General features: G+C 44.4%; 19 protein-coding genes. 11 read left to right on the top strand and 8 right to left on the bottom strand.

The window, feature by feature from the left end:
• Positions 1 to 85: 85 nt before the first annotated feature.
• Positions 86 to 1267, bottom strand: a complete 1182-nt coding sequence (locus LYNGBM3L_RS12000) for an RNA-guided endonuclease InsQ/TnpB family protein (protein WP_008183065.1) — start codon at positions 1265 to 1267, stop codon at positions 86 to 88.
• A gap of 77 nt (positions 1268 to 1344) precedes the next feature.
• Between LYNGBM3L_RS12000 and LYNGBM3L_RS50350 the strand changes: the two genes are divergently transcribed.
• The gene (locus LYNGBM3L_RS50350; protein WP_008183062.1) at positions 1345 to 1488 is read left to right on the top strand and encodes a plasmid mobilization protein; all 144 of its coding nucleotides are present in this window, start codon (positions 1345 to 1347) and stop codon (positions 1486 to 1488) included.
• A gap of 246 nt (positions 1489 to 1734) precedes the next feature.
• On the opposite strand, the gene lysS is transcribed toward LYNGBM3L_RS50350, so the two are convergent.
• A complete protein-coding gene (gene lysS, locus LYNGBM3L_RS11990) occupies positions 1735 to 3453 on the bottom strand; it encodes a lysine--tRNA ligase (protein ID WP_008183060.1) in 1719 nt (572 codons plus the stop codon).
• A gap of 509 nt (positions 3454 to 3962) precedes the next feature.
• On the opposite strand from lysS, the gene LYNGBM3L_RS11985 reads away from it, so the two are divergent.
• The 6 genes from LYNGBM3L_RS11985 (at position 3963) to atpC (ending at position 9778) form a co-directional block, all read left to right on the top strand.
• A complete protein-coding gene (locus LYNGBM3L_RS11985; protein ID WP_008183058.1) occupies positions 3963 to 5285 on the top strand; it encodes a four-carbon acid sugar kinase family protein in 1323 nt (440 codons plus the stop codon).
• 189 nt (positions 5286 to 5474) lie between these two features.
• Positions 5475 to 6269: a septum site-determining protein MinC gene (gene minC, locus LYNGBM3L_RS11980; protein ID WP_044492862.1), complete on the top strand. Its 795-nt coding sequence runs from the start codon at positions 5475 to 5477 to the stop codon at positions 6267 to 6269.
• Positions 6266 to 7060 carry a septum site-determining protein MinD gene (gene minD, locus LYNGBM3L_RS11975; protein WP_008183054.1) on the top strand — a complete coding sequence of 265 codons (795 nt, stop codon included), beginning with the start codon at positions 6266 to 6268 and terminating at the stop codon, positions 7058 to 7060. The genes minC and minD overlap by 4 nt, the downstream gene beginning before the upstream one ends.
• Before the next feature lie 91 nt (positions 7061 to 7151).
• Positions 7152 to 7469: a cell division topological specificity factor MinE gene (gene minE / locus LYNGBM3L_RS11970; RefSeq protein ID WP_008183051.1), complete on the top strand. Its 318-nt coding sequence runs from the start codon at positions 7152 to 7154 to the stop codon at positions 7467 to 7469.
• A gap of 319 nt (positions 7470 to 7788) precedes the next feature.
• Complete coding sequence (gene atpD / locus LYNGBM3L_RS11965) at positions 7789 to 9237, top strand: F0F1 ATP synthase subunit beta (RefSeq protein WP_008183049.1); 1449 nt, start codon at positions 7789 to 7791, stop codon at positions 9235 to 9237.
• A 130-nt stretch (positions 9238 to 9367) separates the two neighbouring features.
• The gene (gene atpC / locus LYNGBM3L_RS11960) at positions 9368 to 9778 is read left to right on the top strand and encodes an ATP synthase F1 subunit epsilon (protein WP_008183048.1); all 411 of its coding nucleotides are present in this window, start codon (positions 9368 to 9370) and stop codon (positions 9776 to 9778) included.
• Positions 9779 to 10058: 280 nt separating this feature from the next.
• Here atpC and LYNGBM3L_RS11955 read toward each other — a convergent pair whose 3' ends face one another.
• A complete protein-coding gene (locus LYNGBM3L_RS11955; protein WP_008183046.1) occupies positions 10059 to 10358 on the bottom strand; it encodes a 30S ribosomal protein PSRP-3 in 300 nt (99 codons plus the stop codon).
• Positions 10359 to 10532: 174 nt separating this feature from the next.
• On the opposite strand from LYNGBM3L_RS11955, the gene LYNGBM3L_RS11950 reads away from it, so the two are divergent.
• Entirely contained in the window at positions 10533 to 11375 is an 843-nt protein-coding gene (locus LYNGBM3L_RS11950; RefSeq protein ID WP_008183045.1) for a TIGR01548 family HAD-type hydrolase, read from the top strand.
• A 184-nt stretch (positions 11376 to 11559) separates the two neighbouring features.
• Here LYNGBM3L_RS11950 and LYNGBM3L_RS11945 read toward each other — a convergent pair whose 3' ends face one another.
• The 3 genes from LYNGBM3L_RS11945 to LYNGBM3L_RS11935 form a co-directional block, all read right to left on the bottom strand.
• Positions 11560 to 12387, bottom strand: coding sequence for a carbohydrate ABC transporter permease (locus tag LYNGBM3L_RS11945; protein ID WP_008183042.1), 828 nt, complete (start codon positions 12385 to 12387; stop codon positions 11560 to 11562).
• A 14-nt stretch (positions 12388 to 12401) separates the two neighbouring features.
• Positions 12402 to 13241: a carbohydrate ABC transporter permease gene (locus tag LYNGBM3L_RS11940; RefSeq protein ID WP_438941759.1), complete on the bottom strand. Its 840-nt coding sequence runs from the start codon at positions 13239 to 13241 to the stop codon at positions 12402 to 12404.
• A gap of 120 nt (positions 13242 to 13361) precedes the next feature.
• Entirely contained in the window at positions 13362 to 14618 is a 1257-nt protein-coding gene (locus tag LYNGBM3L_RS11935; RefSeq protein ID WP_008183038.1) for an ABC transporter substrate-binding protein, read from the bottom strand.
• 1580 nt (positions 14619 to 16198) lie between these two features.
• Between LYNGBM3L_RS11935 and LYNGBM3L_RS11930 the strand changes: the two genes are divergently transcribed.
• Positions 16199 to 17653: an MFS transporter gene (locus tag LYNGBM3L_RS11930; RefSeq protein ID WP_044492840.1), complete on the top strand. Its 1455-nt coding sequence runs from the start codon at positions 16199 to 16201 to the stop codon at positions 17651 to 17653.
• Between the two features lie 138 nt (positions 17654 to 17791).
• Here the strand turns inward: LYNGBM3L_RS11930 and LYNGBM3L_RS11925 are convergent, their stop codons facing one another.
• Both LYNGBM3L_RS11925 and ruvB read right to left on the bottom strand, forming a co-directional pair.
• Entirely contained in the window at positions 17792 to 18613 is an 822-nt protein-coding gene (locus tag LYNGBM3L_RS11925) for a tetratricopeptide repeat protein (RefSeq protein WP_008183034.1), read from the bottom strand.
• 77 nt (positions 18614 to 18690) lie between these two features.
• Entirely contained in the window at positions 18691 to 19782 is a 1092-nt protein-coding gene (gene ruvB, locus LYNGBM3L_RS11920; protein WP_008183032.1) for a Holliday junction branch migration DNA helicase RuvB, read from the bottom strand.
• 41 nt (positions 19783 to 19823) lie between these two features.
• Here ruvB and hisF point away from each other — a divergent pair, with 41 nt between their 5' ends.
• Together hisF and LYNGBM3L_RS11910 are read left to right on the top strand one after the other, a co-directional pair.
• A complete protein-coding gene (hisF, locus tag LYNGBM3L_RS11915; protein WP_008183030.1) occupies positions 19824 to 20594 on the top strand; it encodes an imidazole glycerol phosphate synthase subunit HisF in 771 nt (256 codons plus the stop codon).
• A 126-nt stretch (positions 20595 to 20720) separates the two neighbouring features.
• Positions 20721 to 20933, top strand: a complete 213-nt coding sequence (locus tag LYNGBM3L_RS11910) for a hypothetical protein (protein ID WP_008183028.1) — start codon at positions 20721 to 20723, stop codon at positions 20931 to 20933.
• The last annotated feature ends 8 nt before the right edge of the window (positions 20934 to 20941 follow it).

The raw sequence follows: 20941 nt of genomic DNA, 5'->3' as shown, positions 1-20941 counted from the left end.
CACAAGGTTAGCTAATCGCTCATTAAGAAGTGACAGCTCCTACACTGACCCGTTGGGTTCAGTGTAGGCTTCCCAGCCAATCCGGCTATTGCGCGCGGAGGCGCTGGGCTTTAAGAACGGACTGCCCTTCCGCTCTGTTTTTGATGTTTATAGCTGCATTGTGATCGCGATCTAGACTACATCCACAATGGGGACAGTCATGCCATCTTACATGCAGCTTCTTTGGGACTTTTTTTCCGCAATTGGAGCAATTCTGTGAAGTGTTTTGAGCGCTTACTGGGACAGCCAACAAACCAGCATTTTCGGCTTTGTTCGTCAGTATCGTCAGAAAGCTTGACCACCCAGCATCTAGCACAGATTTAGCCAATCGGGATTTAGCCATCCCTTTGACGTTTAACTTTTCGTGAGCAACTACGTCGTAGTTTGACAATAAGTAATTAGCGGTCTTGAAATGAAAGTCTTTCCGTTTATCCGCTACTTTTTTATGCTGTTTCCCGAGCTGTTTGATAGCCTTAAGTCTATTACTTCCTCCCTTCTTCCTTCTAGATACCCGCTTTTGGACAACCTTTAAGCGCTTTTGAGCTTTCCGATAGTATTGAGGAATCTCTATGGCTTCCCCTTCGGAGGTTGTCAAAAAATCCTTTAGACCAACATCAATCCCAATTATTGAATCTGGATTTATGTCTGGCTTAACTTCGGGAACTGTCTTGTCTTCCAGGGACAAGACCAGATAGTATCCATCGCACTTTTTTGTAATGGAAGCTGTCTTAATCTTGAAGCCGGAAGGAATGGGGCGATGAAGTACTACCTTTACTCTGCCTATTTTTGGGAGATTTATTAAGTCTCCATCTAGGCACCCTTCCTTTACTTGAGGGTAAGTAAAAGTGCGATAACGGTGTGGTTTTTTGAACCTAGGCCGACCACTTCGTCTTCCATTACTATCCCCTTTAATGAACCTATCAAAAGCTAACTTTACCCTCTTGACAACATCCTGAAGTACCTGAGAGTGAACCTGCTTGTACCAAGGATGGGTTTTCTTTAGTCCTGGTAATCTTTTCTTTTGACTGTAGTAGTCAGGATTAACTCTTAATTTTGGAAGATGACAGACAAGTGGGCAGGCATTAATGGGACAGCGGTTAGCTTCGTACCAGTTAAATCGATCAGCCAACAAGTAATTGTATTGAGCACAAAGCATTGACAACCAATTGTCTATTACAACTTTCTGCTCTCTCGTTGGACGTAATCGGTACTGGTAAGCTAGTCTCATTTTTTGTATCCTGTTTTTCGACCTATAACTAGGTTAGCATGTGGGTAGCCAAATAACAACCCACAACATCAAAAAAAATGAAAGATAAAAAATTGATAGTTAGAGTAACTGAGTTTGAGAAAAAGCAGTTAAAGCAGGAGGCTGACAGGAGGGGTATGACTCCATCTGAGTTGGTCAGAAGTTTTATAGCTCGTCTCCCAATCCCAGGAGACTCTGTGTAAAATTCATCCCTGGAAACGAAACCTTAGAATAAGGCAGTCTTAATCATACAGTTTTAACCTTTGTCTCATAGCCGACCAACCATAAAGACTGCCTTATTCTTACGGTAACTTTGAACACTCATCCTTGCGGATTGAGATGTGGGGCTTCTTTTACCGGACAGCTAAATTTTCATCTGACCTCTCAACTTATAATCCAACAGCAAGTTACTAGATTATGGCTGATGATCCTTGGGCTGAATCCTTACACTAAATTTCTCGGTCGAAGCCATATTTTTCGCGGATATGGGTATTAAAATACTGACCGATAGAAGGATTATCTTTTAAACCCTTGTAGATCTCCTCTGGTACATCCCGATACTTGTAGATACTACCATTATTGAATTGAACCCGAAGAATTTTTTTTTCTACATCGTAGTCGAAGGATTTAATCACAGCGCTGGTACTTTTCAGCAATGGGAAAGCAATCACATCTCGAATACTAGCTGAATCAGTGAGTAGCATCACTAAACGGTCAATACCAATACCTAAACCACCAGTGGGAGGCATACCGTACTCCAGAGCAGCGAGAAAGTCTTCATCAACATCTTGAGCTTCCAAATCTCCTGCTGCTTTCCTGGCTGCTTGAGCTTCTAGTCGTTGCCGTTGATCTATAGGATCAGTTAACTCAGAATAACTGTTTGCTGTTTCTCTTCCCACTATAAACAATTCAAACCGTTCTACTAAACCAGATTTTGAGCGATGGGGCTTAGTGAGGGGAGAGATTTCCACAGGATAATCCAGAACGAAAGTCGGTTGGATTAACGTTTCTTCTACCTTCTGCTCAAAAGCTTCATTGAGCAATTTACCAATAGAATAGCAATCATTGGGAACCTCCACACCAGCATCTTTTGCTGCTGCTTTTGCCTGCTCAATGTTGGTAAACTTATCAAAATCTAAACCAATTTGGTCTTTGACTAACTCTTGCATCGTTACTTTACGCCAAGGGGGAGTTAGATCAATTACTTCACCTTGGTAGTTAATGGTTAGTGTACCTAACACTTCCTTAGCAGCATTACTAATCAGATTTTCCGTCAACACCATCATCTGATTATAATCGGCGTAAGCCTGATAGATTTCAATCATGGTGAATTCCGGATTGTGACGAGTCGAAATTCCTTCATTGCGGAAAACACGCCCCAACTCATACACCTTTTCAAAACCACCAACAATTAGTCGCTTCAGATGTAACTCGGTAGCAATACGCAGATACAAGTCCATTTGTAAGGTATTGTGGTAGGTGATAAAAGGACGCGCATCTGCACCACCAGCCTCACTCTGAAGTACCGGAGTTTCAATTTCAATAAAATCCTGTTGGTTTAAATAGTGCCGAATAGAAGCAGTTATTTTGGCACGACGACGAAAGGTTTCCCGGACATCAGGATTAACAATTAGGTCAACATAACGTTGACGATAGCGCTTTTCTGTATCCGTCAAACCATGCCATTTATCTGGTAAAGGCAACAAAGATTTAGTCAGGATATCATACTCCTTGACATAGATCGATAGTTCCCCTTTCTCCGTGCGCTTGATGGTTCCTTTTGCCCCAATAATATCTCCAGTATCAGTGAGTTTTTTGAGAATATTGAAAGCATTGGGAAGGTCTGCCATTTTAGCAGTGATTCTCTTTTTATCCAGGTAAAGCTGAATTGTACCAGTCTCATCCTGAATGTTGAAGAAAGCTAATTTACCAAAGACACGACGAGCTATAATCCGACCAGCAACAGCCACTTCCACATCTACTTCTTCGCCATTGCCTAGGTCAGCATAGTTTTGCTGCAATTCGGCAGCCTGAGCTGTAGATTCCCAATTATAGGCATAGGGAATTAATCCTTCTGCTTTCAGTTGTTCAACTTTTTCAAGCCGTGTGGTGCGAATTTCTTCTAGAGTTGAAGTGCTTTGTGCTTCTGGACGGGATTGGTCTGACATAATTTATAGCGACAATCTAGTGGACACATAGTGGATCAACTGTGAGTTAGTGCTGCCTGGTGATCCCTTAGTATATAGCAATTATAAGTTAAACGTTAACATCCTGGTTAAAATAGGTAACGGGTAACATAAGGGAAGTATAACTTCTTATTAATAATCAGTTAGCACTGCTCTATAACTATAATTATAGCTGATTTTTAAAAGCTTATCAACTATAACTAAGTTTATAGATATTTTTAATAATTGCTAATTCGTGGTAAGGGATGTTCAGTAATTTATTACAAATATTATTACAGTATTTTTACGTAGTAAATGCTCGAAATTGACCTTTTTTTTTGTTTAATTGTTGATGTAATTGTGCTAGATTATCTGCTATATTTTTATCGATAATTTTAGCTTTATGTCCTAATCATTATAACCATTACTATCACAATCAGCAATTACCCATTCCCGATTACCCATTCCCGATTACCATGGTAAATAACTGACTTTAATGACAGGCTTGGGAAATGAGCAAAAAACCAAAAATTATTGTACTTGATGATGACCCGACTGGCTCCCAGACAGTTCACAGCTGCTTGTTGCTGATGCACTGGGATGTGGATACATTGCGGCTGGGACTAAGGGATAACTCCCCAATCTTTTTTATTCTTACTAATACCAGAGCTCTTAACCCAGAGCAAGCAGCAACTGTGACTCGGGAAGTTTGCCATAACCTCAAAATGGCCATAGACGCTGAAGGAATTAAAGATTTTATGGTAGTCAGTCGCTCTGACTCCACCTTGCGGGGGCATTATCCTGTCGAAATTGATGTAATCGCCCAAGAAGTCGGACCATTTGATGCCCATTTCTTAGTCCCCGCATTCTTTGAGGGCGGACGAGTCACTCTCGATAGTGTCCATTACCTAATCATTGATGGTATTAGAACGCCAGTGCATGAAACCGAGTTTGCCCGTGACTCGGTATTTGGATATCGCCATAGTTATTTACCCGATTATGTCCAAGAAAAGACCAAAGGTCAGATCAAGGCTGATGCAGTAGAGCGGTTTTTACTAGCAGATATTCGTAACAGTAGCTTGGAGCGTCTTCTCAAACTTACCAATAACCAGTGTGGCGTTGTGGATGGGGAAACCCAAGGGGATTTAGATCAATTTGCGGCAGATGTCCTAAGGGCTGCTGCCCAAGGGAAACGCTTTCTGTTTCGTTCTGCTGCTAGTATTTTAACCTCCCTTGCTAGTCTTGGCTTCCAACCGGTAGCCCCTATGAATATGGCTCAGTATGTCCGACAGGGGAAACCAGGAGTTGTGATTGTGGGTTCCCACGTTAAAAAGACTACTCAACAGCTGGAGCAGCTATTGGGAGCATCTGGGATTGAGGGGATTGAGGTAAATGTAGCCAATTTACTGGATGAATCCGAACAGCAACGGGCAAAACTTTTGGCAAGTATTCTCGAGCGCGTTCAGGAAATTCACAGTACTGGTAAAACACCGGTGGTTTATACCTCTCGTCAGGAATTGGTTTTTGAGGATGTGCAGAAACGGCTGGCGTTTGGAGCAGTAGTTTCAGGCTTATTGATGGATATCGTGAGGGGATTGCCTAAAGATATGGGGTTTTTAATCAGTAAAGGGGGTATTACCTCCAATGATGTCTTAAGTACTGGCCTGGCTTTGAGGTCAGCACGACTATTGGGTCAGATCCTTCCTGGATGCTCAATGGTACTAACCTCTGCTGACCATCCCCAGTTTCATAATTTACCTGTAGTGCTATTTCCTGGCAATGTGGGAGATGTGAATGGCTTGGTGACCGTTTACCGTCGATTGAGTGCAGAGTAAGAATGTTTGACAGGATATCGGTTGTGGGTGTGGGGTAACAGAGCAATAGTATTCTTAAGTATCTTGCCCTTTTGCTCCCTACCACCATTAGCTACAATTCTCAACAGTTATCCACCAGAACTTGCTGAAGAAGGTATGATCACGGAAGAATCTATCTTCGGTGCGTTAACCAATCTGGCTCCTTGTTGCATGACTTCTGATTCTGCCCAACCATCACCAGTTTCAACGGTTTCCAACGACCGCAACTCGGTAGTTAACTGCCTTGGGCAAGTTCGCTTAAAAAGTGAGGGGAAACGGCTGTTGTTGATCTTGCCACCAGCCACTAAAAACCCTAGTACTGTCAATTGGTCGGACCTATGGGAACAATTCAAGCATCGCCTCAATGCTGGAGAGCGCTTTTGGCAGCCTGAATCCAGTGTCCATCTGATGGCTGGGGATCAATTGCTGGATGGGATGAAGCTACAAGCGATCGCTGATGCCCTTGGGGCAGTCCAGTTAAGGCTAAAGCGAGTTTACACCACGCGCCGACAAACCGCTGTGGCTGCAGCAGCTGCTGGGTACTCAGTAGAACAAGAAACTCCTAAGTACTCTTTGAATCAAAAGATTGATCAACCTACTGAATTACTCGCAGAACCTCTGTACTTACAAATGACAGTACGTTCGGGTATAGAGATTCGTCACCCTGGCACTATTGTTATAATAGGGGACTTGAACCCTGGTGGTGCATTGATTGCAGCTGGGGATATCTTCGTTTGGGGGCATCTACGAGGCATTGCCCACGCCGGTGCGAATGGTAATCGAAAATGTCGGATTATGGCATTAAAAATGGAACCCACCCAGTTGCGGATTGCTGATGCTGTAGCTAGGGCACCGGAGACACCGCCACTTCAGTACTATCCTGAAGTAGCTTACGTGACATCCGTTGGGATTCGTATTGCTAGAGCTGCTGATGTTGCTAAAACCCACTTGTCGTTGAATTCATGAGTCGAATTATTGTTGTCACCTCTGGCAAAGGAGGGGTGGGGAAAACTACCATTACCGCCAATCTAGGTTTAGCCCTAGCTCGTTTGGGTCGTCGAGTTGCTTTAGTGGATGCAGATTTTGGTTTGAGAAACTTAGACCTGCTGTTGGGACTAGAAAATCGGGTAGTCTACACGGCTATTGAAGTCTTAACAGGTCAGTGCCGCTTAGACCAGGCTTTGGTCAAAGACAAACGGCAGGAAGGACTAGTCCTGTTACCTGCAGCCCAAAGTCGTAACAAAGAAGCCGTTAACCCCAACCAAATGAAAAAGTTGTTGGGGGTGTTAGCCAAGAATTACGAGTACATCTTGGTGGACTCTCCAGCAGGAATCGAAAGCGGGTTTAAAAATGCGGTTACGGCAGCTACTGAAGCCCTAATCGTTGCTACACCAGAGATTACCTCAGTGCGGGATGCTGACCGAGTTATTGGCTTACTGGAAGCGGAAGGAATCAAGCAGACCCGCCTAATTGTCAACCGCCTGAAAGCGACAATGGTAAAAGCGGATCAGATGATGTCAGTTCAAGATGTCCAAGAAATTCTTGCTATTCCCCTAATTGGTGTTATCCCCGAAGACGAACGGGTGATTGTCTCCAGTAATCAGGGTGAACCCTTGATCTTATCAGAAAAGAAAACTCTGCCTGGAATTGCCATTGAAAACATTGCTGCACGCTTAGAAGGTGCAAATATTTCCTTCCTCGACCTGATGGCAGAACACGACAACCTAATCAGCCGCTTACGCCGCCTGTTCCAATAAGGTTTTACATTGTGAATTGCCAACAACTAGTCTTGCCAAAGAGCCTCTTCCTTCTCCCCCTGTGTGATTATTCACTACTCCAAAAAGCCCCATGATTATCGAAATTCTAGAACAACTTTTTTCCTGGAGGAGTGTTCAAAGCAGCCGTGAGGAGGCTAAGCGCCGCCTCCAACTGGTAATTGCCCACGATCGCTCTGACCTGAGTCCTAAAATGGTGGAGTCGATGCGGCAAGACATCCTGGAGGTGGTCTCTCGCTACGTTGAGATTGATTCGGAAGGGTCAGAGTTTTCCTTAGAAAGCAACCAACGGACAACAGCACTAATTGCTAATCTACCCATCCGACGAGTTAAGGAAAAGCTACGAGAGGAAGAATACCAACGCTTCACTCAAGACGAAGAAGAAGAGTAAGTGTCTAGTAGCTGAAGGGGTGACAAGCTACGTGAAACGTAGGTCAGTTGACGGGGCGAACGGGTGTGGGGTGTATAGCTAAATTGAGCCTATTACTTGGCTGAACAATTATCGGATCACCTTTGAAGGTGATTATGAACCAAGGGATGCTTGCCTGGTCACCCCTAAGGGATGGGACCTATAGTCCTGTTTATATTTAATTTGGGATCAAGTTCTGATACGGTTGAACCCTAACAATGGTAATCTTGAGAGTGGCATTACTAAATGTTAAGACTGTTTTCCAAAATCTGTAACAATAGCTTGACTAAATAAGCGCAATATGGTAGGCACCGCAGAACAAACAAACACGGGCGCTATTGCCCAAATTATCGGTCCGGTTGTTGACGTAGAGTTTCCCAGCGGCAAAATGCCGCAGATTTACAATGCCTTGAGAATTGAAGGCAAAAATGAAGCTGGACAAGATGTTGCTGTGACCTGCGAAGTGCAGCAGCTTCTCGGGGATAACCAAGTGCGCTCTGTTGCCATGAGTGGTACAGACGGTCTGGTGCGGGGTATGGAAGTTATTGATACTGGTGCCCCCATTAGTGTACCCGTCGGCAAGGCTACCTTAGGACGGATTTTCAATGTCTTGGGTGAACCAGTAGATAACAGAGGACCGGCAGAATCTGAGGAGCGCTTCCCAATTCACCGCCCTGCTCCCAAGTTAACTGAGCTGGAAACCAAGCCCTCAGTATTCGAGACCGGTATTAAAGTAATCGACCTGCTGACTCCCTATCGACGTGGTGGTAAGATTGGTCTTTTTGGCGGCGCTGGAGTCGGCAAAACTGTGATCATGATGGAGTTGATCAACAACATCGCCACGAAACACGGTGGAGTATCAGTATTTGGCGGTGTGGGAGAGCGTACCCGTGAAGGGAACGACCTCTACAACGAAATGATGGAATCCAAGGTGATCAACCCGGATGATCTAAACGAGTCGAAAATTGCCCTAGTTTATGGTCAGATGAATGAACCCCCCGGTGCGAGGATGCGGGTGGGTCTGTCAGCGTTGACCATGGCTGAGTACTTCCGGGATGTGAACAAGCAGGACGTGTTGCTGTTTATCGATAACATCTTCCGATTTGTACAAGCCGGTTCGGAAGTGTCTGCTCTTTTGGGAAGAATGCCTTCTGCGGTAGGATATCAACCTACTTTGGGAACAGATGTAGGTGCTCTGCAAGAACGGATTACCTCCACTAACGAGGGTTCAATTACCTCCATTCAGGCAGTCTATGTGCCAGCTGACGACTTGACTGACCCAGCCCCAGCAACTACATTTGCTCACCTAGATGGTACAACGGTGTTGTCCCGTGGCCTAGCATCTAAGGGAATTTACCCGGCTGTTGACCCCCTCGATTCTAATTCAACCATGCTGCAACCGAGCATTGTGGGGGAAGACCACTACGGAACAGCTCGTGCTGTGCAGGCAACTCTACAGCGTTACAAGGAACTCCAAGACATTATCGCGATTTTAGGCTTGGATGAATTGTCCGAGGATGACAGACTAACAGTGGCTCGCGCCCGCAAGATTGAGCGCTTCTTGTCTCAGCCGTTTTTTGTAGCGGAGGTCTTCACTGGTTCTCCTGGTCAGTATGTTAGCTTGGACGATACTATCAAAGGCTTCCAAATGATTCTGAAGGGGGAATTGGATGACCTTCCTGAGCAAGCCTTCTACATGGTGGGCAGTATTGATCAAGCGATGGCTAAAGCTGAAAAACTAAAGAGTTAAGTCAGGTTTGATGCTAATAAGGTTATCAAGGTTGAAGGTTAACCTAGTTAACCTGTAACCTTCAACCTGTAACCTTCAACTTTCAAGCTGCTAAACTGCCAACGTCCAACAAACACAATTCATTCTGCTGATGGCTTTAACTGTTCGTATTATTGCTCCCGACAAAACCGTCTGGGATGACCAAGCACAAGAAATAATTTTACCCAGCACTACCGGTCAGCTAGGTATATTGAGTGATCATGCTCCTCTGTTATCAGCGCTGGATACTGGTGTGATGCGAATTCGTTCAGAAAAAGAGTGGATACCAATTGCTCTTATGGGTGGATTTGTGGAAGTTGAAGATAATGAAGTGACGATTCTTGTCAATGGTGCTGAGTCCGCAGATGAAATTGACAAGGATGCTGCAGGTGTTGACTTCAACGAAGCAAAAGCTCGTCTAGAAGAACTTCAAAGCGACGAGAATACCCAAGAAAAAATCCAAGCAACTCAAGCCTATAAGAAAGCCCGTGCTCGCTTTCAAGCTGCTGGTGGCATGGTTTAGTCACGCAACGGTAAATTCCAACCCCATAAACGAAGTAAGGAGGGGATGTAAACCCTATAAGCTCAGCGCTCTCCACACCCCCCGAAACAGGGGGGTAGGGGAACGTCTGGAGTTGGTTACCGTCAGTCTTTTACTTGGATTAAGGTAATTTGATTAAGGGCGTTGGATTAAGGGCGTTGTTGAACTAAGGAATCATCTCAAGTATGGTCGGATGATTGGTCAGTTACCAATTCCCAATTCCCAATTACCCTCAATCATTAGATTAATCAGCAAGGCTGGATTAAGCACTACCAGTAAAAGCGACTTCCGGGAACTTAGCCTGAGCCTCAGACATAGGTCTACGCCTACCTTCCTCTTGCCAGTAGTTAATCACTTCAGTGGCTTTGTTGAGGATTTCAATGCGATCAGCTTCAGTAATCCAGTGTTTGGCTTCCATCTCATCCTTGAGCTGTTCCCAGGCATCGTTCCGGGGCCAGAAAAAGTAACAAGTTAATGGGCTGGTGCCTTTGCCGACAATTTGATCAACTGCCAGGGCTACATTCTCATCTAGCCAGAGAACTTTTAATAGAAATTTTGACAATCAGGCCTCCCTCAGATATCCCACGTTATCTATAACTATAATCTATTGTACAATTGATGATTCTAGCGCAATAAGACTGTTCCTGATCAAGATTCAGGGATAGGTTTTTGGTTAAATTGTTGGTACTATTGGTGTTTATCGGCAATATTGGCGAGCCTAGCCCAAGCGTGCATGATGCCTAGTTCAGAAACATTCATTCCTAACTTGAATGCCATAGTGGTGTTCGACATTGACGGCGTGGTGCGTGACGTTAGTGGTTCTTACCGTAGAGCGATCGCAGATACAGTAGACCATTACACTGGTGGTGCCTATCGACCCACTATGGTAGAGATTGACCAACTTAAATCAGAAGGGCTATGGAATAACGACTGGGATGCATCGCAAGAATTAGTTTATCGATACTTTGAGGCTCAAGGGAAAACGCGTTCGCGTAGCGGCTCTTCCAGAGCATCGCATTTTTCTCTCGACTATGAAGCCCTTGTTGATTTTTTCAATTCTCGCTACCGAGGAAAAGATCCCAACCATTGGACTGGATACATTTGCGACGAACCGTTATTGTTACAACCGAGTTATTTAGAGAGTTTGACAACAGCAGGGATTCCTTGGGGGTTTTTCAGTGGGGCAACACGACAGGAAGCGAACTATGCCCTAGAAGGACGACTCGGTCTCGAACGGCCTGTTTTAATTGCGATGGAGGATGCTCCTGGTAAGCCTGACCCGACAGGACTGTTTGCCGTAGTTCTACAGCTAGAACAGGAGCATCAAGTTAAGGTGAAATTGCCAGTTATCTACGTTGGTGACACAGTTGCTGACATGTACACTGTTGAAAAAGCCAGAGACTCTCATCCAGAACGAGTTTGGGTTGGGGTAGGGATTTTACCCCCTCATGTGCAGCAGATACCAGAACAGCGGGAGGCTTATGGAGATAGGCTAAAAGCTGCTGGTGCAACAGTGGTTTTTGATAATGTTGAGCAGCTGACTCCTGAACAGATTGAGAAAATCGTACATCAGGGTTAGTGGACAGTTAATACTTGAAGCTTTAGATTCCTTGAGGTTAAAGCTCAATAGTCAATAGTTAAACAATTCACAGGTTCACGAAAACAAAAAGGACAAGGTCAAGAGCTTCCCTGTCTTGACCTTGTCCTTTTTGTATTTATTTCTGTGTGTGTAGTGGGACTTGACCCTTTACCGTTTCAACAGCTCATCCTTTAGAGCCAGTAAATGTTACCCCAGAGATAAAGTAACGATTGAAGAAGGCGTAAATCCCCAAAGCCGGTATAGTAAAGACCATTGAGGCTGCCATGATGTAGTTCCAATAACTAATGTATTGCCCCTTAAAGGTATTTAAACCTAAGGGAAGGGTAAACATTCCTGGATCTGAGGTAATCATTAGGGGCATTAAGAAATTATTCCAAGACCCCATAAAAATAAAGATAGCTTGTGCTGCCAAAGCTGGCTTGGCTAAAGGCAGGACAACCTGCCAAAAGGTTTCCCAGCGACTTAATCCATCCAAGGCAGCAGCTTCTTCAAGTTCCTTAGGAAAATTGATAAAGAACTGCCGCATCATAAAAATAAAGGTGGCATTCACTGCACTCGGTACAATCAATCCTTGGTAGGTATTGAGCCATCCCAAAGACTTTAAGATTAAATAACCAGGAATTAGGGTGACTTGTCCAGGAATCATCAAAACTGCCAAGATTATTCCCAACAATAATGAATTACCTGGAAACTTAACTCTGGCTAAGGCATAACCTGCCATTGAGTTAAATATAATATTCAACCCTGTTACACAAACACCAACCAAGACACTGTTTAAAAACCAGCGCCCAAACAAAGGGGATTCAATGAAAATATTGCGGTAGTTATCGACGGTAAAATCATGGGGGATAAAATTCAAACCGCCAGCGATAATTTCCTCAAGGGGTTTAAATGAGGCTGATAAAGCCCAAGCAAAAGGTAAAAAAGTAATAATGGCATAGAGGATAAGAATGCTATAAAATATCCCTCTGAACCAACGAAAATTATTCACTCTTATTTGATCTCCTAATTCACTTTTTCTTCTCTAAAGAAGCCGCGTTGAATCAGTGTTGTTACTAGAATTACACCAGCTAACATTAATGCCAGTGCAGCGGCATAACCCATATCCAGACTTCTAAACGCATACTGGTAGATCAGAAGCACAACCGTCAGGGTTGAGTTGTTTGGACCACCGGTGCCACCCGAGAAGATGTAAGACTGGTCGAATAACTGAAATGTACCGATGACACCCATAACCATAACGAAAAATGTAACTGGCTTGAGTAAAGGCACAGTAATATTTATGAATTGATCGAACTCATTGGCACCATCAAGTTTTGCCGCCTCATAAACGGACCTAGGTATATCTTGCAGCGCTGCCAGGTAAATCACCATGAAAAACGGTGCTGTAGACCAAATATTCATAATCATAATGGATTTGAGCGCCACACTTGGGTCTCCTAGCCAGTTATAGGTCGGTAAACCGAAGAAGTCTAGTAATCCATTAAGTAGACCATTAGAATTATAAATCCAGATAAATATCAGGGTTAAAACCGCTGAGGAAGTGACAGTCGGTAGAAAGAAAATAATCCTGAACCATTTTTTTCCTTTAATTTCTTTATTGAGGACTAGAGCTAAAACCAGAGCCAGGATTGTTTGACAAGGAACAACAATAATGACATACTCAATTGTATTTTTGAGCGCAATCCAAACTCGCTCATCCTCAAAGGTACGAAGGAAATTTTTTAACTCAACAAATCGGTAACTCAGCCCTCCTAAAATCTCAACTTTATGGAAGGAAAGGAAGATTGCATAGATAATTGGTGCAATCAAAAAGGTTCCTAAAACTAGAATAGTAGGAGCCATGAAGAGGTAGCCAGATATAGCTTCCCTAACTTTGGCTTTCTGCCAAAATCCCTTCAATTTGACATCCCTCGATTTGACGTTTTGGTCAACTCCAAGTTTAGCTTTAGCTAGTGACATTTTTTAGTAGTTACTCGCTTGAATTTCTTTGTTAGCAGTTTGTTGTGCTTTTTTCATGGCTGACTTCAAGGATTGCTCACCCAGTAAAGCACTAAGAAACTGATTGTCGAAATGGGTCATAAATATTGGCAATTTTTCATCCCCTTGCCAAATCGTGGCGTACTCAGCACCCTTGATAAAGGGGGTGTACAGAGGATTCTGTTCATAGCCAAGTTCTGATATGACCGATTTCCGAGCCGGGATTGCCAGTCCTCCCTTCGCCCAAGCTTTCATCCCTTCCTTGCCAGTCAAATAGGAAATCAGTTCCCAGGCAGCCTCTTTATTTTTAGCTTGCTTGTTCATGACATAAGCAACGGTATAAACCATGCTTCCTTTGTGGTTACCGATACTGGGAACTTCCGCAGTGGCAAACTCAATCTTGGGAAATGTCTGTTGTAGGTAAGGAATCGCATAGCTACCTTCAATAACCATTGCTGCCTTCCCTTGGCCAAACATTTCGCTCCCAGAACTAGCTCCAACGTCTGAGGCTAGGGCAGCAGAGTGGTTTTGTCGATACATATCCATCAAAGGCGTTAGACCTGATAGGCTTTGGCGAGTCGCGAAGACAGCCTTGCCCTTCTGGTCAACTAACTCACCACCAAAGGCTTTGATCATGAAGTAGTGACGAGAGAGTTCTGGGGTGATGCCCAACCCATATAGGTCAACCCTGCCATTGTGAGTTCTATCCCTGGTCAATTTATTGGCATAGTCCTCTAACTCTTCCCAGGTTTGGGGAGGGTCGGTTATACTGAGTTGAGCGAAATATTTTTTATTGTAGAAAAGGGCAAGGGTTGTAAAATCCTTAGGCAATCCGTAGGTTTTGCCTAAGGATTGGAAGGCTTCCGAGAGATGGGGAGCAAAGTCATCTAAATCTAGGTCCTCGGTGATGTAATCATCAAGAGGCTCCAAGACTCCATGAGTCATGAGTAAGGGAGCATCTAGGGCGTCTACATAGAAGACATCAGGAGCAGCATCACCAATCAACCGAGTCTTAATGACATCCATATATTGGTCAGTGATGACTTCAAACTTGACTTTTATGCCAGGATGTGATGCTTCAAACTCCCTCAGTACCTGCTCAAGGAGCTGTTTTTCCTCCGGGCTGCTCTGCCAGCCGCTGAGGGTCACAGTGGAAATGTCACTGGCGATACTGCGGCTACAGCCAGTTAGGAACAGAATTAGAGATACTAAAATTAGACATCTCGAAAGGATTTGCTTCATGATGATAAGTAAGGACGGCAAGCACACCTCCCCTGGAAAACTTGTTTCCCGTCTGAGGAGGTGGCTATGCACCTAGAAATAATTAGTCAATACAGATGATATGGTTCTTGAGATAACTCGACATCCAAGATGGCTTTCTACAGCTTATTTCTTAAGGTATCCAAGATGGCTTTCTACAGCTTATTTCTTAAGGTGTCCGATCCTTTTTAGCTACCAAAATCTACCAAGGTAGACTTTAGCCCGCCAAGGCAAGATGCTTTCGCATCCAGGGGGTATCTCCGCGCTTCTCTGACGGAATATCCCGCGAGCGCCATAAAAATGTCAAAAAAGTTCGTTCCACCGGGATTTAAGCGCAACTATTTTTACCTTGGTTTTCGGCTTTAATTTAAGTTACATAATAATCCCTGTCGGTGTTCCCCTAATTTAAGTCTAACAAATAATCAGAGTTTTTGGTAGACTCTGGGACATTTTATCTAGCTGTTTACTCACCTTATTTCTTAAGGTGTAAAGCTGTTAGTAGCCATATTTATTCGGGTAAAGCTAGCTGTTAGTAGCCAACTTTAATTATTGCTTATCTTTATTATACCACCACTTATCTTTAGCTTTAATTATGATTAACCATGCTCCCCATCGTGGCTACGCTCTTAACTGACTCAACTACGTAAGCCGGAGATCAAGACTATGAAGGCGATCCCGCCTTTTTTTTTCGGTAGCCAGGTAGTGGGAGCTCTTGCGCAGGATCGGTCAGATGAAAGATTTCAGTGAATATACTTAAGTGTATTTTTGTTGCAATATTTTACTTTTTTTGAGATAGTATTTTTAAGGTACCCTGTTGCCCCACGGATAAAAAAGGCAACAGCTGTACTTAGGTCAGTATTGATATGTAGATATTGATATGTAGATATTGATATGTAGATATCGACTCTGACTACATCGGGATTCCTAAACAAGGGAATAGGGCATTGGCGTGATTTTTCCTCATGATCCATGTCTAGCCCCCTTGCTCCCCCGTTAATTGAATAGCGTAGCCTCCGCTGCTATACCCCGTCATGACCATAGCTCTCCCCGTAGGGCATAGCCCTTAGGAAGTAACCCTTAGGGATTATAGAAAAGTACTACTTTTCGTATTTCTAAGGGGTTGGGTGAAGGCTAGAGAATAAGTGTTATTGAAAAGTAGCCCTTCTCGAAAAGTAAGGGTTACCGGAGTGTATAGCAGATGTCGCAGGAGCTAGACCTTACCGGACTCTACCAGGAGTACGGAAGCCTATGGTAGGTCTTCTGCGAGAGTAAGCAAGTCTTACTTCCCTAGTGATGTAAATGGCATAGACTCCTCTTGTAAAACCCCTTTTAGCCGAAGGAGGTTTTACAAGAGGGTATAGGGGGGATTTAAGAGCAAGCCAAGAGGGTTACGCTATGGGCACGCTACGCCCATCAAGAAGGGGGATGCTATAGGGAGGATATGGCATAGGAGTTTCGACCTGCCTGCCGATCCAGTACAGGTGCTACCTGAACCAATACGATTTACTCGTCTCCATCAAATTCGCCATTTAAGTCCTCTCTATCTAGCTACCTGAACCGCTATGCTCAGACTCATATCCGATGTCGCCCCAGAAGCTCCGTCTTTGCCGCGATTGCCAAAGTTGCTCAAGCCCCTAAACAAGGAAGCACGACCGCCGCTTAGCCCTACTGAAAAAATTCCCAAGGGAGAGATTCGCTCTAGCCTGAGGGCTGCCACCCTTGACGGCGTGTTTTCCACCTTCTTCTCCTGTATCACAGCTGAGGTTTTCCTCACTAACTTCTTGCTGCAACTGGGTGCTAGCAACTTTGAAATCGGTATTCTTTCAGGGATACCTCTACTGGCGAATTTTCTACAGCCTATTGGTGCTTATTTATCTGACCGATCCTACAGTCGCCACTGGTTTATCATCAAAACCTTCATTCCTTCGCGACTACTATGGTTATTTGTCCTAGTAGGCATTGGGATGTTCTGCACTGGTCTGGCTCCAGCTCATCATCTAGTGTTGTGCACACTGGCGATTAACCTGATCACTCACATTTTTGGAGCTTTGGGTAGTCCCTCTTGGTCTAGCTGGATGGCGGTGTTAGTTCCTGTTCGCCTGCGAGGGCGCTATTTTGGACTGCGCAATAGCTTTACTAATTTAACCAACCTACTTTGTGTTCCCCTACTGGGATACATTGTTTCTAGCTGGGACGGTGGGCAAGTTCAAGGCTATGGCGTAATCTTGATTTTGGCTATCGTAGCTGGAATACTCAGTCTACTCTTTCAGTTCTTCATGGTAGATATCACTCCTCAGATACCCTCAAAGAAGACTGCCAAGACTGATGAGACTACTGATGAGACTACTGATGAAACCTTAGAGTCTGAGGAGCCGACGCCCTCTGATTATGCTGCCCTATTGAAAGACTCAAACTTCCTAATCTTTGTACTCTACTTTGGATTGTGGATGTTTGCCTTCACCCTCAGCAATCCGTTTTTCAATGTTTATCTGCTCGACAATTTGGGCTTAGATGTGGGTTGGGTAACTCTCTATACTAGTCTGATGGCTGGGGCAAGTTTATTGACGCTGATCTACTGGGGTAAGTTGTCTGACCTGATCGGAAATCGTCCAGTACTAGTGATGGTTGGGATTCTCCTATCCGTGATTCCCTTACTTTGGCTTGGGATCGGCAGTCCAACAACTCTCGCTCTTTGGGTTTGGCTACCCCTTTTATTCTTCGGGACAGGTTCAGCTGCAGCAGCCATTGACCTGTGTGCCAATAACATCCAAATCGAGATATCACCAGCTCATAAACCCTCCACCTATTTTGCAGCAGCTGCAGCATCAGCCGGATTAGGGGGTGCTATAGGTAGTATGTTTGGTGGCTTTTTAGCCGAGTTGCCTCACTTCGGTGGTTTGCCAACATTATTTGCCCTATCAGCAGTGGTGCGATTGGCTACCCTTTTACCTTTGGCATTTGTCCGGGAGCCACGGGGTCGGAACCTCAAACAACTGCTGCTTCGCAAGGGTGCTTGATAATCAATAGTTTAGTCAAGAGTTATGAGTTTAGGGTGCGTTAATAACACACCCTAAAATTATCCTTAAGACCTAAAATTATTGCGTAAGTCCTGAAGTAATGACTCTTGAGAAAAGCTAAGGTGGATCAGGTTAATTTCATTTGAGGTTGAAGAAATTTGCTAACGCCTCAACCATCATTGGTGGCCAACGGCGGACATGCTCTACCCAGTCCAAGTCTTGGTAGCGCTTGTCGAGACCAACGGCTGCCACCCAATTACTCTCAGCTTCCCCCCGTTTTCCGTCAGCCCACAACACAGCTGTTAAAGCAGCTCGCAGATCGGCAAATTGGGGGTATTTTCTGATAGTATTGCGCATAATGCCCATGGCTTCTTTGGTTTCACCAATTTGATAGAGAGCCAGAGCATAGTTAGCATAGGCAAAGGCAAAATTGGGCGCTAGCTCGATGGATTTTTGGTAATTTGCGATCGCTTCTGTCCATTGGCCTAGTCCTGCCTTCCCATTCCCCAAGTTGTTGTAAGCCATGGCATCATTGGGATCAAGTTTTAGCAATCGCTCATAGTCAGCAATGGCATCTTGCCATCGCCCTTGTGCTTCATAGGCGGCACCGCGATTTAGATAAGGGTCAGTGGCTTCTGGTGCTAACTCAATGGCGTGAGTAAAGTCTGCGATCGCATCCTCTAATTTATATTGGCTGACTCTAAGGTTACCCCGATTACTCCAACCGACGGGATTATCTGGTAACAGCTCAATTAGCTGAGTCCAGTAATTTTCAGCAGTTGGGAATTTCCCCTGATTCGTAGCAGCAAATGCCTTTTTCCTTAACTGGTTAATTTGTTTTATCTGAGCCTTAGTCAATTCTGGGAATTGGGTTTGCGCCATTGCTGGGGGTGTGATTATCGTAGCAGCCGATAAAACGACAAGCAGTAAAATCAGTAAAATCCTAATCAAGCGTTTCATATATTATTTCAAGTGAGACCGCAATCTTGATATTCCTTACTACTGACCATTAACTACTAATTACTAACTACTAACTACTACTCATAACCCAAATGTTTCCGAGCTGCTGAGGTGGCGACGCGACCCCGAGGTGTGCGGTGCAGGAAACCAATTTGTAACAGATAGGGTTCATAAACTTCTTCAATGGTTTGAGCATCTTCTCCAGTAGAGGCTGCCACTGCTTCTAAACCAACTGGTCCGCCATTAAATTGTTCAATCATTACCTTGAGTACCAGTCGGTCTGTCCAATCTAACCCCATCGGGTCTACATTAAAGATTTCCATGGCTTGAGCTGCTACATCCTGGTTAATTTGCTCAATGCCTTTGACTTGAGCATAGTCTCGCACTCGCCTCAGAAGTCGGTTAGCAATTCGAGGTGTGCCACGAGACCGACGGGCAATTTCTTCAGCACCGTCTTCCGTTACTGCTGCCTTTAGCAGTTGGGCTGTCCTTGTTACAATTAAACTCAATTCATCGATCTCATAGAAGCGTAAGCGTTGGATCATACCAAAGCGATCGCGTAGGGGTGAGGTTAAGGAACCTACTCGTGTGGTTGCCCCCACTAAGGTAAACTGCGGCAGAGGAATACTGCGGGTCTTGGCACTCTGACCCTTACCAATAGTGATATCCAATCGATAGTCTTCCATGGCTGGATATAGCAATTCCTCTGTCATGCGTGACAAACGATGGATTTCGTCTATAAATAAGATATCCCCAGGTTTGAGATTAACCAGAAGCCCCACAATATCTCGTGGACGCTCTAAGGCAGGTGCAGCAGTAATTTTACAATTCACCTCCATCTCAGTTGCCAAAATTAGGGACATGGTTGTCTTCCCTAATCCTGGTGGTCCATACAACAGCAGGTGATCCATGGCCTCATTTCTGGCTTTGGCGGCTTGAATGCCAATTTCCAAAACTCCTTTGAGTTCTTTTTGTCCGATGTAGTCGGCTAAGCGCTGTGGTCTAATACTCTCTTCCTGATGACCAATTTCCTCAGCGGTAGCCGTTGCTAGTAGTAGGTCACCATCGCTTTGCCTCTGACGGGGTAACCCGCGACCTTTTCGTTTCTTGCTAGATTTGGGTTCTCTATCTGGGTTTTGGTACTTTTGTCTAAAAGACGTTATGGCCATGGGTCATACTTCATCCTTCATACTTCATACTTAGTTTACTTATGCTGGCTAAGAGAATCTTACCGTGCCTGGATGTAAAAGCTGGGCGAGTTGTTAAAGGGGTCAACTTTGTTAATCTTAAGGACGCTGGTGATCCAGTGGAATTAGCACAAGTTTACAATGATGCTGGTGCAGATGAGCTGGTGTTTTTGGATATAACTGCTACCCATGAAGACCGAGACATTATTATTGATGTAGTCTACCGTACAGCCGAACAAGTGTTTATTCCCTTGACCGTGGGGGGTGGCATCCAGTCTTTGGAAAATATTAAATTATTATTAAGAGCAGGAGCCGATAAAGTTAGTATAAATTCGGCTGCTGTACGCAATCCAGACTTTATTAATCAAGCCAGCGATCGCTTTGGTAATCAGTGCATTGTAGTTGCTATTGATGCTCGTCGTCGGGAAGATCCCGATAATCCTGGTTGGAATGTTTATGTGCGAGGAGGACGTGAGAACACTGGTATTGATGCGATCGCATGGGCAAAAGAGGTGGCACAACGGGGAGCTGGGGAACTTCTGGTTACTAGTATGGATGCGGATGGAACCCAGGCTGGGTATGACTTAGAGCTAACGCGCACTATGGCTGAACAGGTGGAAATTCCAGTGATTGCCTCCGGTGGTGCTGGCAACTGCGATCATATTTATCAGGCCCTGACTGAGGGCAAAGCCGAAGCCGCGTTACTAGCTTCCCTGTTGCATTACGGGCAACTGAGTGTATCTGAAATTAAAACCTATTTGAACCAACACCAAATTCCGGTGCGATTGCCATAGTAAACTAATGGATTATTCTTCCGAAAGATTTAAGTTTTGTTGTGTAGTATTAAGTAGTTTAATGGTTTGCAGTGATTTTTATAGCTGCTAAACTAAATATGGATCCAATATTAATTTTTGTAAAAAATGCTGGTGATAATTCTAATATTTGATGTCGCCTTGGTGGCTTGGTCACTGCACCTGATGCAGGAAGCCTTTGATACCCAAGAGTTCTCTCTGATGCTGGCTGGTACCTTAGTAGCCATGTCAGCGGCAGCTATGTTAGTGGTTTATTTTCTGATGAACAGCTGCATGGGGTATATTACCCAAATGGCTCAGTCTCCCAGCGTATTCTACTGATCGAGATA

Source organism: Moorena producens 3L (assembly GCF_000211815.1).
In the GTDB taxonomy this organism is placed as follows: Bacteria; Cyanobacteriota; Cyanobacteriia; order Cyanobacteriales; family Coleofasciculaceae; genus Moorena; species Moorena producens.
Note: the sequence above shows the minus strand (reverse complement) of the source record. Positions and strands in the feature narration are given on the sequence as shown.

What these genes read in the sequence shown, in the direction of transcription:
- LYNGBM3L_RS12000 (WP_008183065.1), bottom strand. Translation starts at nt 1,267, where the DNA reads ATGAGACTAGCTTACCAGTACCGATTACGTCCAACGAGAGAGCAGAAA.
- LYNGBM3L_RS50350 (WP_008183062.1), top strand. Translation starts at nt 1,345, where the DNA reads ATGAAAGATAAAAAATTGATAGTTAGAGTAACTGAGTTTGAGAAAAAG.
- lysS (WP_008183060.1), bottom strand. Translation starts at nt 3,453, where the DNA reads ATGTCAGACCAATCCCGTCCAGAAGCACAAAGCACTTCAACTCTAGAA.
- LYNGBM3L_RS11985 (WP_008183058.1), top strand. Translation starts at nt 3,963, where the DNA reads ATGAGCAAAAAACCAAAAATTATTGTACTTGATGATGACCCGACTGGC.
- minC (WP_044492862.1), top strand. Translation starts at nt 5,475, where the DNA reads ATGACTTCTGATTCTGCCCAACCATCACCAGTTTCAACGGTTTCCAAC.
- minD (WP_008183054.1), top strand. Translation starts at nt 6,266, where the DNA reads ATGAGTCGAATTATTGTTGTCACCTCTGGCAAAGGAGGGGTGGGGAAA.
- minE (WP_008183051.1), top strand. Translation starts at nt 7,152, where the DNA reads ATGATTATCGAAATTCTAGAACAACTTTTTTCCTGGAGGAGTGTTCAA.
- atpD (WP_008183049.1), top strand. Translation starts at nt 7,789, where the DNA reads ATGGTAGGCACCGCAGAACAAACAAACACGGGCGCTATTGCCCAAATT.
- atpC (WP_008183048.1), top strand. Translation starts at nt 9,368, where the DNA reads ATGGCTTTAACTGTTCGTATTATTGCTCCCGACAAAACCGTCTGGGAT.
- LYNGBM3L_RS11950 (WP_008183045.1), top strand. Translation starts at nt 10,533, where the DNA reads ATGCCTAGTTCAGAAACATTCATTCCTAACTTGAATGCCATAGTGGTG.
- LYNGBM3L_RS11940 (WP_438941759.1), bottom strand. Translation starts at nt 13,241, where the DNA reads ATGGCTCCTACTATTCTAGTTTTAGGAACCTTTTTGATTGCACCAATT.
- LYNGBM3L_RS11935 (WP_008183038.1), bottom strand. Translation starts at nt 14,618, where the DNA reads ATGAAGCAAATCCTTTCGAGATGTCTAATTTTAGTATCTCTAATTCTG.
- LYNGBM3L_RS11930 (WP_044492840.1), top strand. Translation starts at nt 16,199, where the DNA reads ATGCTCAGACTCATATCCGATGTCGCCCCAGAAGCTCCGTCTTTGCCG.
- LYNGBM3L_RS11925 (WP_008183034.1), bottom strand. Translation starts at nt 18,613, where the DNA reads ATGAAACGCTTGATTAGGATTTTACTGATTTTACTGCTTGTCGTTTTA.
- ruvB (WP_008183032.1), bottom strand. Translation starts at nt 19,782, where the DNA reads ATGGCCATAACGTCTTTTAGACAAAAGTACCAAAACCCAGATAGAGAA.
- hisF (WP_008183030.1), top strand. Translation starts at nt 19,824, where the DNA reads ATGCTGGCTAAGAGAATCTTACCGTGCCTGGATGTAAAAGCTGGGCGA.
- LYNGBM3L_RS11910 (WP_008183028.1), top strand. Translation starts at nt 20,721, where the DNA reads ATGCTGGTGATAATTCTAATATTTGATGTCGCCTTGGTGGCTTGGTCA.